The organism is Methylophaga frappieri (assembly GCF_000260965.1).
Taxonomy (GTDB): Bacteria; Pseudomonadota; Gammaproteobacteria; order Nitrosococcales; family Methylophagaceae; genus Methylophaga; species Methylophaga frappieri.
On sequence record NC_017856.1, the window covers coordinates 1,198,581 to 1,212,889 of the forward strand.

The 14,309-nt window shown below is 48.9% G+C and carries 16 protein-coding genes; 2 read left to right on the forward strand and 14 right to left on the reverse strand.

Features of this window, described 5'->3' with window-relative positions; genetic code table 11:
* Window positions 1-154: 154 nt before the first annotated feature.
* The 12 genes from lipA to Q7C_RS05620 form a co-directional block, all read right to left on the reverse strand.
* Window positions 155-1,108 carry a lipoyl synthase gene (gene lipA / locus Q7C_RS05565; protein ID WP_014703742.1) on the reverse strand — a complete coding sequence of 318 codons (954 nt, stop codon included), beginning with the start codon at window positions 1,106-1,108 and terminating at the stop codon, window positions 155-157.
* The gene (lipB, locus tag Q7C_RS05570; protein ID WP_014703743.1) at window positions 1,105-1,716 is read right to left on the reverse strand and encodes a lipoyl(octanoyl) transferase LipB; all 612 of its coding nucleotides are present in this window, start codon (window positions 1,714-1,716) and stop codon (window positions 1,105-1,107) included. The genes lipA and lipB overlap by 4 nt, the downstream gene beginning before the upstream one ends.
* The gene (locus Q7C_RS05575; RefSeq protein ID WP_014703744.1) at window positions 1,716-1,991 is read right to left on the reverse strand and encodes an HP0495 family protein; all 276 of its coding nucleotides are present in this window, start codon (window positions 1,989-1,991) and stop codon (window positions 1,716-1,718) included. Before Q7C_RS05575 ends, lipB begins: the two co-directional genes overlap by 1 nt.
* Window positions 1,988-2,839 carry an aminotransferase class IV gene (locus tag Q7C_RS13680; protein WP_014703745.1) on the reverse strand — a complete coding sequence of 284 codons (852 nt, stop codon included), beginning with the start codon at window positions 2,837-2,839 and terminating at the stop codon, window positions 1,988-1,990. Before Q7C_RS13680 ends, Q7C_RS05575 begins: the two co-directional genes overlap by 4 nt.
* 3 nt (window positions 2,840-2,842) lie before the next feature.
* Window positions 2,843-3,982, reverse strand: coding sequence for a D-alanyl-D-alanine carboxypeptidase family protein (locus Q7C_RS13685; protein WP_014703746.1), 1,140 nt, complete (start codon window positions 3,980-3,982; stop codon window positions 2,843-2,845).
* A gap of 38 nt (window positions 3,983-4,020) precedes the next feature.
* Window positions 4,021-4,869 (reverse strand): septal ring lytic transglycosylase RlpA family protein, encoded by an 849-nt coding sequence (locus Q7C_RS05590; protein WP_014703747.1) that lies wholly within the window; start codon window positions 4,867-4,869, stop codon window positions 4,021-4,023.
* Window positions 4,869-5,849, reverse strand: coding sequence for a lytic murein transglycosylase B (mltB, locus tag Q7C_RS05595; RefSeq protein WP_014703748.1), 981 nt, complete (start codon window positions 5,847-5,849; stop codon window positions 4,869-4,871). The genes Q7C_RS05590 and mltB overlap by 1 nt, the downstream gene beginning before the upstream one ends.
* Window positions 5,846-6,976, reverse strand: a complete 1,131-nt coding sequence (rodA, locus tag Q7C_RS05600; RefSeq protein ID WP_014703749.1) for a rod shape-determining protein RodA — start codon at window positions 6,974-6,976, stop codon at window positions 5,846-5,848. Before rodA ends, mltB begins: the two co-directional genes overlap by 4 nt.
* Window positions 6,969-8,885, reverse strand: coding sequence for a penicillin-binding protein 2 (gene mrdA, locus Q7C_RS05605; protein ID WP_014703750.1), 1,917 nt, complete (start codon window positions 8,883-8,885; stop codon window positions 6,969-6,971). The genes rodA and mrdA overlap by 8 nt, the downstream gene beginning before the upstream one ends.
* A complete protein-coding gene (gene mreD, locus Q7C_RS05610; protein ID WP_014703751.1) occupies window positions 8,885-9,364 on the reverse strand; it encodes a rod shape-determining protein MreD in 480 nt (159 codons plus the stop codon). The genes mrdA and mreD overlap by 1 nt, the downstream gene beginning before the upstream one ends.
* Window positions 9,351-10,349 carry a rod shape-determining protein MreC gene (mreC, locus tag Q7C_RS05615; RefSeq protein WP_274377661.1) on the reverse strand — a complete coding sequence of 333 codons (999 nt, stop codon included), beginning with the start codon at window positions 10,347-10,349 and terminating at the stop codon, window positions 9,351-9,353. The genes mreD and mreC overlap by 14 nt, the downstream gene beginning before the upstream one ends.
* A 79-nt stretch (window positions 10,350-10,428) precedes the next feature.
* Entirely contained in the window at window positions 10,429-11,475 is a 1,047-nt protein-coding gene (locus Q7C_RS05620) for a rod shape-determining protein (RefSeq protein WP_014703753.1), read from the reverse strand.
* A 122-nt stretch (window positions 11,476-11,597) separates the two neighbouring features.
* Between Q7C_RS05620 and gatC the strand changes: the two genes are divergently transcribed.
* Together gatC and gatA are read left to right on the forward strand one after the other, a co-directional pair.
* On the forward strand, window positions 11,598-11,885 hold the full coding sequence (gene gatC, locus Q7C_RS05625) for an Asp-tRNA(Asn)/Glu-tRNA(Gln) amidotransferase subunit GatC (protein ID WP_014703754.1): 288 nt from the start codon (window positions 11,598-11,600) through the stop codon (window positions 11,883-11,885).
* A gap of 18 nt (window positions 11,886-11,903) precedes the next feature.
* Entirely contained in the window at window positions 11,904-13,358 is a 1,455-nt protein-coding gene (gene gatA / locus Q7C_RS05630) for an Asp-tRNA(Asn)/Glu-tRNA(Gln) amidotransferase subunit GatA (RefSeq protein WP_014703755.1), read from the forward strand.
* A 121-nt stretch (window positions 13,359-13,479) separates the two neighbouring features.
* Here the strand turns inward: gatA and Q7C_RS13305 are convergent, their stop codons facing one another.
* Entirely contained in the window at window positions 13,480-13,854 is a 375-nt protein-coding gene (locus tag Q7C_RS13305) for an alpha/beta fold hydrolase (RefSeq protein ID WP_050954393.1), read from the reverse strand.
* Window positions 13,855-13,886: 32 nt separating this feature from the next.
* On the reverse strand, window positions 13,887-14,168 hold the full coding sequence (locus Q7C_RS13775) for an alpha/beta hydrolase (protein ID WP_050954394.1): 282 nt from the start codon (window positions 14,166-14,168) through the stop codon (window positions 13,887-13,889).
* Window positions 14,169-14,309 lie beyond the last annotated feature (141 nt).

Consider the following 14,309-nt stretch of genomic DNA (forward strand, 5'->3'; position numbering starts at 1 on the left):
TTCAGGACACACAGTCATGGAAGTCAAAAGACTTTTCGAAGTCTCCTACCCAGCCCCAGCCGGCTTCATGACGTGCAAGCACCCAGTACCTAGATCTGCTGACACCTGATACGCCATAAATCAGACTGAATATATTGCTGCTCTCAATTTAAAATTAAGAAACTTTTTTGCCCTCAGCTTGCAAATCGGCATGATAAGAGGACCTGACCATGGGGCCACTGGCAACGTGCTCGAAGCCCATTTGTTTGGCAACCTCAGCCAGTTCTCTAAATTCTGCTGGCGTCACAAAACGGCTGACTGGCAGATGATGGCGGCTGGGTTGCAGATATTGGCCTAAGGTCAGCATACGGCAACCATGATCTCGCAAATCCTGCATCACCGCATGCACTTCAGGAATCGTTTCGCCGAGGCCCAGCATCAGTCCCGATTTGGTAGGCACACTAGGGTGACTGGCCTGAAATCGTTTAATCAAATCCAACGACCATTGATAATCGGAGCCGGGTCGGACCGCTTTATATAAACGCGGGATGGATTCGAGATTATGATTGAAAATATCGGGTGGATTATCCGCCAGAATCGTCAATGCCGCATCCATCCGACCACGGAAATCAGGCACCAATACCTCAATTCGGGTCTGCGGAGACTGCCGGCGTATTTCACTGATGCAGTCAGAAAAATGCCCGGCACCGCCATCACGCAAATCATCCCGATCCACCGAGGTGACAACAACATGTTTGAGCTGCATCGCGGCAATGGTTTTGGCCAGATGGTTTGGCTCATTTTTATCTAATGGATCCGGTCTGCCATGAGCAACGTCACAAAATGGGCAACGCCGGGTGCAAATATTGCCCATAATCAGGAAAGTGGCGGTACCATGCGTGAAACATTCACCGAGATTAGGACAAGCCGCCTCTTCACAAACTGTATGCAGATTGTGTTCGCGCAGCATTTTTTTGATCCGCTGCACTTCCGGATGCCCTTGCGCCTGGGCACGAATCCAAGCCGGTTTGCGCTTAGGATCAGAAGGCACGATCTTGATAGGAATGCGTGCAACCTTGGATTCGCCTTTTAGCGCTTTGACATCTCTTTTTGGCTGAATATCAGTCATGTGGTTTCTTTTCTCAACTGCTGGGACAGCGCCTCAGCCAACGCGGTTTTGGCTTCGTTAATATCAAGTTCGGCATGTAATCGACGACAATCGGTTACCGGCATATCGGCATAGCCACACGGATTGATTCGGGAAAACGGCTGTAAGTCCATGTCAACGTTAAAACTGATACCATGATAACAGGCTCCGGCGCGGACTCGAAGCCCTAGCGCAGCAATTTTGCCTTGTTCGACATAGACGCCAGGCGCATCCCGACGCGCATGAGCCTCAATATTACGCGCTGACAAAATACCGATAATACTATTTTCCAATGTCTGCACCAATTGACGAACACTGATTTGCAGCCGACGAATATCTATCAAGGGGTAGGCGATCACCTGTCCCGGTCCATGATAGGTCACCTGTCCTCCCCTATCCGTCTGTACCACCGGAATATCGCCTGTTTCGAGCAAATGCTCTGGTTTGCTATTTCGACCCAAGGTAAAAACAGGCTCGTGCTCCAGCAGCCAAATCTCATCTTCGGTATTTGCATCGCGCTGTTGGGTGAATGCCTGCATGGCCTGCCATATGGGTAAATAGGGCTGTTTCCCCAAATCTTTGACGATCATCAGAGTGCGTATTTGACCCGTGGTTCAGCAGTCAGATCCTGATAAATCGCATCCAGCTGCGCTTTGCTGGTCGCTGTAATGGTAACGGTGACCGAGCTGTACTTACCGCCACTGCTTTGCCGGGTACGGACGGCATTATCGCTGACATCATCGGCATGGCGACGAATGATTTTGACAACCAAATCACTGAAATCAGCATGCGACTCGCCCATCACTTTAACCGGATATTGGCAGGGAAATTCCAGCAGTGTGTCGGGTTGCTCCGGTGTTGTCATGCCTGTACCTCTTGTTTCTTGTTTTGAAAACGCTGAAACAGATCCTGCCATACCGGACCGGGACTTCCAGATCCAACCCGTTTTCCGTCCAGTTTTGTGACCGGTATTAATTCTTTGGTAGAGCTGCTTACCCAGATTTCATCTGCGCGGTGCAGTTCAGCTTCTGTCGCCATTCGCAATGACACCTTCAACCCCGCCTCTTCAGCCAGCTGCAATACCAGTTCGCGAGTGATGCCGGCGAGGATTTCCGGGCCGGTATCAGCGGTAATCAAGACGTTATCAAGAAAAACATAAGTGTTACTGGCGGCCCCCTCAGTTAAGCGTCCTGCACGTAGCAAAAGCGCTTCTTGAGCGCCGGCGGCTTCAGCCTGTTGTTTCATCAGGCAGTTTGCTAACAGGGAAATTGCTTTGATGTCACAACGCTGCCACCGAATATCTGGGACCGTGATGGCATCAATACCTGTTTTAAGCCAATGCTCAGGAATCGGTTTCAAGGGGTTACTCATCATGAAAATTCCTGGTAGCACCGCAGGGGGAAAAACATGATCACGTTGCGGTGCACTGCCTCGAGTTATCTGCAAGTAAACAGCTTGATCCCCTCCCTGATTCCGGGCAATCAGATCCTGTATCAGCGTTTGCCAGGAAACATTATCCAGCGGATTTTTCAGATCGATACCATCCAAACTGCGTTGCAGGCGCGCTAAATGACCAGCCAGCAAAAACGCCTTGCCCGCATAAACCGGAATCACTTCATAGACGCCGTCACCAAACAGATAGCCGCGATCCATAACGGAAATCTGCGCGGCTTGTGCCGGCATAAACTGACCATTTAAGAAGACTTCTGACACTAGTTAGCCCCAGATCAACAATAAAATACTGTCAATCAAGCGACGCCACCAGCTGCCTTTTTCTGCTTCATTCAGCGCAACCAATTGTTGTTTAGTAATGATTTCTTCGCCCAGTTTTACTTCAACTTCACCCAACGAGGTACCTTTGGCAACCGGGGCAATAATAGGCTGTTGCAGATGACTGATCGCTTGCAGATCCTTGTACTGTCCTCTTGGAACCGTGACCCATAGCGGGCTTTCAACACCCAGATCAAGCTGTTTGCTGGCACCCTTCCAGAGTTTACTTTCAGTAACCTTATCGCCAGTCGCAAACAGTTGATGGGTTTCAAAAAAGCGGAAACCATAATTAAATAATTTTTGGATCTCTTGAGCACGAGCATTTTCACTGCGCGTTCCCAAGACGACGGCAATCAGACGCATATTGTCTCGTTTGGCCGATGCCGACAAACAATACCCGGCTTCTTCGGTGTGACCAGTTTTCAGCCCATCAACACTATTGTCACGCCATAACAATTTGTTGCGGTTGTGCTGGGTAATACCGTTGTAGGTAAATTCCTTTTCGGCATACCATGCATAATGATCCGGAAAATCACGAATCAATGCAGAGGACAACGTGGCAATATCTTGCGCTGTGGTGTAATGATCCGGGTCAGGCAGCCCAGTGGAATTTACATAATTGGTATCAAACATGCCCAACTGCTGCGCATACTGATTCATCATCTGAGCAAAAACTTCTTCACTACCGGCAATATGCTCTGCCAGAGCAACAGCCGCATCATTACCAGATTGCACAATCATGCCACGCAACAAGGCTTCTACCGGCACCTTCGTATTGACTTCAATAAAACTGCGCGAGCCAATCATGCGCCAGGCGTTTTCACTAATCAGGACTTCATCATCAAGCTGGATATTACCCGCATGCAGTTCGTGCGATACCACATAGGAAGTCATCAACTTGGTAATACTGGCGGGAGGCAGTCGCTCGTTTGCTAACTCCTCAGCGAGGATCTTGCCACTGTCGTGGTCAATCAAAATATAGGACTTGGCGGCAATAGCGGGTGCCACCGGATTGGGAACAATCGCACCAGCCAAGGCAACCTGACTGATAAAAAAGAAGAGAACGGCTGAAAATAGTTTTTGCATTAAACTCACCATGCTGTTTGTGTCTCGCTTAATTACGGTTACTCAAAAATCATACGTGTTTCGGCAAACCCGAGGTTTGCCAGCCTGTCGGCAATTTGGGTGCCGGCTTGTTGGCCCGCCAACGGCCCAACGCGAACCCGGTACAAGGCATTCCCACCCTGATTGAATGGCGTGATTTGTACGGGTTCGTCAATTTGCTGTTGGATTGTTTGTTTGATTTGTTCGGCTTTCTGGATGCTGCTAAATGCGCCAACCTGAATAAAAGTCTGCACTTTGGCGACCGTATCCGCTGGCATCGGTGCGTTTGTCTGCGTTGTCAATGCACTCCTGGATAAGGCTGCCTGTTGACCGCTTTGAATTGCTCGCACCTCAACGCGACCGGTACCTCTGGCGGTAATGCCTAATTTCGTCGCCGCACTATAAGACAAATCAATCAGTCTATCATCATGGAAGGGTCCCCGATCATTGACGCGAACAATGACTTTTCGGCCATTATCCAGATTAATTACTTGCACATAAGACGGCAGTGGCAAGGTTTTATGTGCCGCTGTCATTTTGTACATGTCATAAGGCTCTCCACTGGAAGTTCGACGGCCATGAAATTTATTGCCATACCAAGAGGCAATCCCTCTTTCCACATAGCCATCACTGCTATTCAGCGTGTAATACCTTTTGCCAAAAACTTCATAACTGGCCGGATTGCCATACCGGCTTGGAGCTTCGTAACGTGGCACGGCGTCTTGCATTTGTGATGCGGTTGGCAACTTATCCGGTGCACTGTCTTTTTCATATGCCGGAGCAGGCCCTTGTTTCACCGCTGGCGAACCGCCACATCCAACCAGAATCAAGCACAATAAACTTGCCGCGGACAGACTGCCTTTACGCATTATTGCTGACGCTCGTACTGCGTGCGAATCGCTTCAGCTAATTGAAATACCGCCATGGCATACATCCGGCTGTGATTATAACGGGTAATAGCATAAAAGTTGGGCTCACCCAGCCACAAGGATTCGCCATCCCGTTGGGTCAGACTGAATACCGTTAACTGGTTTGCCGAGGCGGGCAACTTTGCCAAGGACAGACCTGCCGCTTTGGCTTCTTCACGACTGATTGATGGCTTCAAGCCGCGTTCAATGAGTGCTTCAGGTAAGGTGCCATCTTTGCTCTGCGTTGGATACACGATACCTTCACCAGCCTGCCAGCCATGCCGTTTCAGATAATTAGCGATACTGCCAATTGCATCAGCACGGTTTGTCCAAATATCCCGGTGACCATCACCGTCGAAATCTACTGCATACGCACGGTAACTACTGGGCATAAACTGCCCCAGCCCCATTGCCCCGGCATAGGATCCAACCGGTTCAGCTGGCGACATGCCTTCTTCTCGGGTCAGAATTAAAAACTGTTGCAATTCCTTACGAAAAAAAGGGCTGCGCGGAGGGTAACGAAATCCTAATGTGGATAACGCATCGATGACACGAAAGCTGCCCATATTACCGCCAAAGCGGGTTTCGACTCCTAAAATAGCGAGAATAATTTCTGCCGGGACACCATATTCTTTTTCAGCTTTTGCCAAGGTTTGTGCGTGTTGTTGCCAAAAGCGAACACCAGCGTCAATGCGCGCCTGGTCAAGGAAAATATTACGATATTCGTACCAGGGTTTGGCTTTTTCAGCGGGACGGGAAATTGCCTTCAAAATACTGTCTTTGACTTCAACCTGGCTAAACAGACTATTTAGCTCTTGTCGGTCAAACTGGTGTTCTGTGACCATCTCATCAATAAATTCGTCCAATTCTGGCAGCGCTGGTTCAGCCCAGGCGCTTGATAACCACAAACCTAATACAGATAACACAATCAAATATTTCACGGTGACATCATCCTTCGGTGGGTGTGTATAGACATCAGAATACCGAAGCCAGCCATCAGGGTCACCATCGAGGTTCCCCCATAACTCACTAACGGCAAAGGCACGCCAACAACCGGCAATAATCCTGTAACCATGCCGATGTTAACAAATACATAAACCAGAAATGTAATAGCGATACTGCCAGCGAGCAAACTACCAAAACTGGTTTGCGCTTGAGAAGCAATATACAAACCGCGCGCAGTAATCACGAGGTACAACATAATCAGCAAGGCAACGCCTATCAGGCCAAATTCTTCGCCGATAACAGCAAAAATAAAGTCCGTACTGCGTTCCGGCAAAAACTCTAAATGTGCCTGGGTTCCCTGTAACCAGCCTCTGCCAGTTAAACCGCCATTGCCTATCGCAATTTTGGATTGAATAATATGATAACCTGCCCCCAGTGGATCGCTTTCCGGGTTCAAAAAAGTCAGCACCCGCCGCTGCTGATAATCATGCATATTCAGCCATAGTAAGGGTGCCGCAGAAGCACATATTGTGATAAATCCTATAATCAGCTTCCAGGAAATACCGGCCAGAAAAATCACGATTAATCCGGAGCTGGCGATTAGAATTGCTGTGCCCAGATCTGGTTGTTTCGCAATCAACACCGTCGGTACGGCAATTATGATTAACGCCACAATAATCCTTAAAAAGCTGGGCGCCAGGGGTCGCTCTGATAAATAGGCAGCTAATAACAGGGGCACGGCAATCTTCATGATTTCAGAAGGTTGAAAACGCATCACCCCTAAATCTAGCCAACGCTGTGCGCCTTTGCCCATATCACCGACCAACAACACCGCGACCAGTAATATCAAACCAACCCCATAAGCCCAATAAGCCAGCGCACGTAGCCGATCAGGCGATATTTGTGCGATAAATAACAACCCGATAAATGCCACAAACATGCGTATCAGTTGCCGCATCGATAACCAGATATCTTCGCCGCCTGAACTGTAAAGCACCACCATGCTCACCGATAGCAACGCCAGCAGACCCAGTATTAAAAATCCGTCCAGATGCGTATTGCGCAAATAATAACGCCAGTCGCGTTTTGGCTGACGATCTGGATAAGCGAGCAACTCACGCATCACTTTCTCCCTCAGTCTCAGCTTCAGGTTGAGTATCTGCTGGCAAGTCTTCGTTTTGCTGATTGAGATTGAAGTACTGCTCAATCATTGTTTTTGCCATAGGCGCGGCTTTTTGACTGCCACTGCCCCCATTTTCGACCACAACGGCCACGACAAATTCCGGGTTATCTGCCGGTGCAAATGCAATAAATAACGCATGATCATGTAACTTTTTGGCGATGGTCTCAGCATCATATTTTTCGTCCTGCGCAATGCCAAACACCTGAGCGGTGCCCGTTTTACCTGCGATTTTGAAAGGCATACCTTCGCCTATGTGTTTAGCAGTACCGCGTTTGCCATGGACCACTTCGACCATCGCATCCACTACCATCTGCCAGTTTTCCGGCGATTGCACTGGCACACTTTGGCCCTGTTCATTTGCCATCAGTTCCAATGCAGACTGACCATTTTCCCGGCTGCCACGAACTAATTGTGGTGGTTGTACCATACCGCGCATAGCAAGTATGGCAGTGGCATGCGCTAACTGCAGCGGCGTTGTCTGATTAAACCCCTGACCAATTCCTGAAATCAGGGTTTCCCCCGGATACCATGCTTGATTACGACTGCTGCGTTTCCATTGGCTGGATGGCAGTAAACCTTTGCTTTCATTCGGAATATCGACACCACTTCGCTGACCAAAGCCAAATTGCGACATAAAGTCGTGCATGCGATCAATGCCCAACGCATGGGCTAAATCATAAAAATAAACATCACAGGATTCTGCCATCGCCTCAATAACATTGGTATGGCCATGCCCCTGGTGTTTCCAGCAACGATAACGATGTGAATGGCCAGGCAGGGAATACCAGCCCGGACAATAGGTTTCACTATTTCGACTCACCACGCCGAGCTCCAACCCTGTCAGTGCAACAAAGGGTTTCAGGGTTGATCCCGGTGGATAATGACCTCGTATAGAACGATCGTATAAGGGACGTTCGGGAGAATCGCGTAACGCGGCATAGTCTTTGATGCTGATCCCGGACACAAATAAATTCGGGTCAAAGTCCGGCTGACTGACCATGGCCAAAATACCGCCATTGCGTGGGTCCATTGCCACAATCGATCCGTTATATCCGGCTAGTGCTTTTGCGGCAGTGCGCTGTAATGTCGTATCCAGATGCAAATAAATATCACGGCCTGGTATTGATGCCTGACTAGTCAGCTCACGGACGGTACGCCCTTGCACATTCGTTTCGACTTGCCGGTAGCCGACTTTACCATGGAGTAAGTCTTCGTACTGTTTCTCGACACCCGTTTTTCCGATTTGCAAAGTGCCTTTGTAATTTTGGGTATCAATAACCTGCAAATCCTGCTGATTAATTCGGCCTACGTAACCAATTGCATGCGCAAACAACGCGCCCTGAGGGTAATGTCTGATTAACCTGCCAACAACCTCAACCCCGGGAAATCGGTGCCGATTTACTGAAAAGCGCGCGACTTCATCTTCAGTTAACTGATAACGTAATGTCACCGGCTCAAAGCTACGCTGTTGTTGCAAACGCTCCTGAAATTTACTTAATTCATCTGCATCAACTGAAAATAATTCTTGCAGTGCGGTCAGGGTTGCCGGCATATCAGGGACTTTTTCAGGTACCAGTTCCAGACTAAACGTCGGCATATTTTCAGCTAGCACCACCCCGTTTCGATCGTAAATCAGGCCACGTTGTGGCGGCAGCGGCTCAATATCAACACGGTTTTTATTTGCCAAGGAATCAAAATGCTCATATTCCATGACTTGTAACACCACTAAACGAACAAAAATGCCAAGAAACAACAACACGGAAAAAATAGCCGCAAACACCAGTCGCGCATTAACCAAGCGACGCTCGCGCAGATGATCTTTCATGGTCAAGTGCGTGTTAATGGCCATCAACTGACCTGCAACCCACGACGGATTTTACGCAGTAAGGCATAAATGAAGGGCCACATCAGCGTACTACTGACCGCCGGCATCCAGATATGCCAAGGATTGGCAAAAGGGGCATTCATTACCGACACGACATGAACCAGAAATACCAGAGATAAAATAATAAAAGCCTGCTGCAAAAGCGGATATTGTCGCAACTGCAAATGCAGCCGACCAATGATGTAAATTGCCAGCGCATACGCAAATGCGTGCACACCCAACTGGCCACCCGTCGCAATATCCATGATCAGGCCAGTCACCCAAGCCGTACCAATACTGACTCGCTGCGGTAAGGCCATTGCCCAGTAAATTAAGGTCATGATGACCCATTCAGGTCGCGCCAGACTGACCACATCGGGTATTGGTACCAGCATTAACACCAGCGCGATTAATAACGTTAAATAAATGACCCAGATCTGTTGGGCGCGACTATAGCTGGCCATCACCGCGCATGTCTGAATTTTCGGTCGTTGGCTCCGAATCAGGCTCGCTAACAGAATCAGGCTGCGTCTCTGCTTGCATTTCCTTGTCAGGGTCAACAACCTGATTTTGTTCTAACTCAACAGCCAATTCGGCATCCTCTGCCACAGTCAAGCCAACATCGATTTTTTCACCAGGTAACACCAGCATGAGTTCTCGGCTGGTCGCCAATTGGGCAGCGGGTTCTACCGTGATTTGCGCAAACGCTTTGCCTGGCGGAAAGTTAATTGCAATCACTTTACCCACCGGATAGCCGACCGGAAAGCGCTCTCCCAAACCGGAAGTCACCAATAAATCACCCTCTCTGATATCTACATTGCGGGGTAAAAACTCCAGCTGTAAAGGCTCGCCAAGCCCCCTGCCAGTGGCAACGGCACGCAACCCATTACGGACAACTTGCACCGGCACACTATGGCTGGGATCCGTCAACAACACGACCCGACTGGAAAATTGACTGACTTCAGCAACCTGGCCCATCACGCCACGCGAATCCAAAACCGGCTGACCTTCATAGACGCCGAATTGTCCACCTTTATCAATGATTACATGTTGGTAAAAAGGGTCCAGATCCACGCTAACCAACTCGGCTATTTGCACTCGCTCCTGAAGACGAAATGAAGAACCCAATAATTCACGTAACCGGAGGTTTTCACGCTCCAGTGTATGTAAACGCTGCAAACGCACACTTTGTGTCAGATTTTGTGCCTCAAGCGCAGTGATGCGCTGCCGCAAATCATCTCGACTCTGGAATAAATCTTGAAGCCAATCACCAAACGTCACCGGGGCGGCGGCCAGATTTTGCACAGGATAAACTGCCGTCGCCAGCACCGACCGTATGGGTTTGAAAAAATCAAAACGACCATCAAGAAAGAACAACAACAATGCAGCCAGAACTGCCAGCAACATGCGTATATTCAGGAGTGGAGTTTGTGTAAATAACGATTTAATGACGGACTCCTAAAATGAAAAAACCTTCGCAAAATTACGGCATCTGCAAAGGTCAATATTCATCAGGTTTCGATGCTCATTACTCAAAAGTGAACACGTCAGTCCCCCGCTCATCAATCAATTCGAGCGCCCGGCCACCACCTCGCGCCACACAGGTCAGGGGATCTTCAGCAACAATCGCGGGTAAACCAGTTTCTTCAATCAAGAGACGATCCAGATCTTTAAGCAAGGCACCACCGCCTGTCAGGACAATACCGCGCTCAGCCACATCAGCCCCCAGTTCAGGCGGCGTTTGTTCCAGTGCGGTCTTAACAGAAGCAACAATACCCGACAGCGGATCCTGCAGGGCTTCCAGAATTTCATTACTATTCAGTGTAAAACTACGCGGAATCCCTTCAGCCAGGTTTCGACCACGTACTTCCATTTCCCGGACTTCATTGCCAGGATAGGCTGAGCCAATTTCTTTTTTGATCTTTTCTGCCGTTGCTTCACCTATCAAGGTGCCATAGTTGCGACGCACATAATTGACAATGGCTTCATCAAACAAATCACCACCGATACGAACCGATGCCGAGTAAACAATACCATTCAGTGAAATAATCGCGACTTCCGTGGTACCACCGCCAATATCCAAAACCATTGATCCGCTGGCTTCTTCAACAGGCATACCGGCACCGATTGCAGCAGCCATGGGCTCTTCAATCAAAAATACATCCCGGGCACCCGCACCAGCCGCAGACTCCCGGATTGCACGTCGCTCAACCTGCGTTGAACCGCAAGGTACACAGACCAGAACACGGGGACTGGGTTTTAGAAATCGTCCTTCATGCACTTTGCGAATAAAGTGCTGCAGCATTTTCTCGGTAACCGTGAAGTCGGCAATAACCCCATCTTTTAGGGGGCGAATGGCTGTGATATTGCCGGGCGTGCGACCCAACATGCGTTTGGCCTCAGAACCTACGGCTGCAATCGAACGCGGGCCGCCTGGCCCTTTATCCTGACGAATGGCAACCACCGATGGTTCATCCAAAACAATGCCGCGTCCTCGAACATATATCAGGGTATTGGCTGTACCCAAATCGATAGACAGATCGTTGGAGAATATGCCGCGCAAACGTTCGAACATTGAAAATCCACATCAGGAAAGGCTAAAAACGCTACTTTAGCAATGGCTGGGGCTGTTGGGCAAGCGCGTAATCATTTAAACTTCACACTTTACATTCAAAAATTGCCAATCTGGGATGATTAATGAGTTTAGAAAAGTCAGATATTGAGAAAATTGCTCATTTGGCGCGACTTGCCATTGACGAAGAGCGTATCCCCGACTATGCCCGGGATTTGAATAATATTCTCAATCTTGTTGAGCAACTAAGTGCCGCCAATACCGAAGGTGTTGTGCCAATGGCGCACCCACTCGATGCCTATCAGCGTCTTCGTGAAGACACGGTCACCGAGGTCGATCAGCGTGACGTTTTCCAAGCGATTGCACCTAAAACCGAAGAAGGGGTTTATTTGGTCCCTAAAGTCATCGAGTAAACAGGTAAAGTTTAAGTTATGCATAATAAATCTTTAAAACAGCTTTCCGATGCCTTACAACAGGGCAAAATAAGCAGTGTAGAGCTGACACGTCACTTTCTGGATCGTATTCATCAACATAATCCAGATTTGAACGCCTTCATTAGCGTGACTGATGAACTTGCTCTGACTCAGGCAAAAGCAGCGGATGAACGTTTGCAAGCAAAAACAGCAGGCCCGTTAACCGGTATTCCTCTCGCACACAAAGATATTTTCTGTACAAAGGGTGTCCGCACCAGTTGCGCCTCAAAAATGCTGGACAGTTTTATCGCACCATATAACGCTACTGTCGTCGAAAAACTCAATGACGCTGGCATGGTAACGTTAGGAAAGACAAACATGGACGAATTTGCCATGGGGTCTTCCAATGAAACCAGCTTTTACGGACCGGTTAAAAATCCTTGGGATACCGAGCGCGTACCGGGCGGTTCTTCTGGTGGTTCGGCTGCCGCGATGGCAGCACGACTCGCGCCGATTGCAACAGGGACGGATACGGGTGGCTCGATTCGCCAGCCATCCTCACTCTGTAACCTGACTGGCTTGAAACCGACTTATGGTCGGATTTCCAGATATGGCATGATTGCGTTTGCTTCCAGTCTCGATCAAGCGGGCCCGATGGCGAATAGTGCTGAGGATGCCGCTTGGCTAATGAACGCTATGTCTGGCTTTGATGAGCGTGACTCCACCAGCGTGGATCGTGATGTTCCTGATTACACAGCAACATTGAATGATTCGCTCAACGGACTGACGATTGGCTTACCCAAAGAATATTTTGGGGCCGGTTTGGATCCGCAAGTTGCACAGACCGTCGAATCAGCCATCAAACATTATGAGTCGTTGGGGGCAACGCTTAAAGAAATTACCCTGCCTAATACGAGCTTGGCGATTCCAACCTATTATGTCGTCGCACCGGCTGAATGTTCCTCAAATCTGTCGCGTATGGATGGTGTTCGTTTTGGTCATCGCGCCGAGGATCCCAAAGATCTCATGGATCTTTATACCCGTTCTCGCGGTGAGGGGTTTGGCGATGAAGTAAAACGTCGCATCATGATTGGCACGTATGCCCTATCCGCCGGATATTACGATGCCTATTACTTGAAGGCGCAGCAGTGCCGTCGACTGATTCGTGATGATTTTTTAAAAGCATTTGAAGACGTTGATGTCATCATGGGACCTACCGCGCCAAGCCCGGCATTTCGTTTCGGAGAAAAAACAGACGATCCGGTTGCCATGTACTTAGAAGATCTTTTTACCATTAATACTAATCTGGCTGGCTTACCTGGTGTCTCTATCCCTGCCGGGTTTGTGAATGATTTGCCTGTGGGTTTACAGATTATTGGTAACTATTTTGACGAAGCCCGCTTACTCAATGTGGCGCATCGTTATCAGCAAGAAACAGATTGGCATCAACGGACACCAAAAGCGTATTTATAAGCGGCCTGATTCGTTAGAACGCTAATTGACCTCATTGGTGAAAACTTCCCCAATCAGGATGCTACGCGGGTGCTTACCATTGCATTGGAAGCACCCGCATAGTCAAAAGCTTTGCTTGAGGTTAGTTTTCAAGTAACTGCTTGATTAAAAAAGCGTGAATTGCCTCAACCATCACATCCAGTCCCGCTTTCTCCAATGGGTAGTGACCTGCTTGCGGCAGGATGACTTTGTCCACCGGCACGTTGCTGATCTTGCTCAGGAACAGCTCGCTCAAGTGTAATGGGGTCCACCTGTCTTCGCCGGGCTGGGTCAGTAAGATAGGACAAACAGTAAAGCGCTGCGGCTCGATGTCAGGCTGGTATTGCATATAGGAAGTGAGAAATGCCATCGTCGCCCAGTTTCCCGCTGATGATCGGTCTTTCATACAGACTTTCTGCGCCGCCTTGTTATTGACCAGGGTATGCATCTTACCGGCCAGACACATGGGGATTTTCATGTTCGCCAATGATGTTTTAGCTGTGAAATTGGTTATCGGCCCCCAATTCTGCTCATAAACAGGTTCAACATCGTTTCATCCTGAACCTGCTGTTCCCTTTGATCCAAGAAAGTCATGCCGATAATGCCTTTGACCTTTTTATTTTTGGCCGCGACATGGTAAGTCAGCATGCCGCCAGCACTCAGGCCGTAAAGGAATACAGGGCGATCATCTTTCGCCAGCTCCAGATCAATCAGATCACTGCCGGCCTGCATCCAGTCATCGTATCTGACGGTTTTTCCCTCGGCGTCTTTGGTCACAGCATAGGTTGGCATATCAACGACAATCGTTTCAAAACCTCGCTTTGCCTGCTTCCGCTATGGCTACTGGTATGAAGATGCCATTACTGATGCTGTGCTGTGTGAAGCGAGCGCGGCAATTATTGGTTATTTGTCTCGTTTCATTACTGAAATATA

Excerpts from the sequence above, each read along its gene's own strand:
- lipA (WP_014703742.1), bottom strand. The coding sequence starts at position 1,108 with ATGACTGATATTCAGCCAAAAAGAGATGTCAAAGCGCTAAAAGGCGAA.
- lipB (WP_014703743.1), bottom strand. The coding sequence starts at position 1,716 with ATGATCGTCAAAGATTTGGGGAAACAGCCCTATTTACCCATATGGCAG.
- Q7C_RS05575 (WP_014703744.1), bottom strand. The coding sequence starts at position 1,991 with ATGACAACACCGGAGCAACCCGACACACTGCTGGAATTTCCCTGCCAA.
- Q7C_RS13685 (WP_014703746.1), bottom strand. The coding sequence starts at position 3,982 with ATGCAAAAACTATTTTCAGCCGTTCTCTTCTTTTTTATCAGTCAGGTT.
- Q7C_RS05590 (WP_014703747.1), bottom strand. The coding sequence starts at position 4,869 with ATGCGTAAAGGCAGTCTGTCCGCGGCAAGTTTATTGTGCTTGATTCTG.
- rodA (WP_014703749.1), bottom strand. The coding sequence starts at position 6,976 with ATGCGTGAGTTGCTCGCTTATCCAGATCGTCAGCCAAAACGCGACTGG.
- mrdA (WP_014703750.1), bottom strand. The coding sequence starts at position 8,885 with ATGGCCATTAACACGCACTTGACCATGAAAGATCATCTGCGCGAGCGT.
- mreD (WP_014703751.1), bottom strand. The coding sequence starts at position 9,364 with ATGGCCAGCTATAGTCGCGCCCAACAGATCTGGGTCATTTATTTAACG.
- Q7C_RS05620 (WP_014703753.1), bottom strand. The coding sequence starts at position 11,475 with ATGTTCGAACGTTTGCGCGGCATATTCTCCAACGATCTGTCTATCGAT.
- gatC (WP_014703754.1), top strand. The coding sequence starts at position 11,598 with ATGAGTTTAGAAAAGTCAGATATTGAGAAAATTGCTCATTTGGCGCGA.
- gatA (WP_014703755.1), top strand. The coding sequence starts at position 11,904 with ATGCATAATAAATCTTTAAAACAGCTTTCCGATGCCTTACAACAGGGC.
- Q7C_RS13305 (WP_050954393.1), bottom strand. The coding sequence starts at position 13,854 with ATGAAAATCCCCATGTGTCTGGCCGGTAAGATGCATACCCTGGTCAAT.
- Q7C_RS13775 (WP_050954394.1), bottom strand. The coding sequence starts at position 14,168 with ATGCCAACCTATGCTGTGACCAAAGACGCCGAGGGAAAAACCGTCAGA.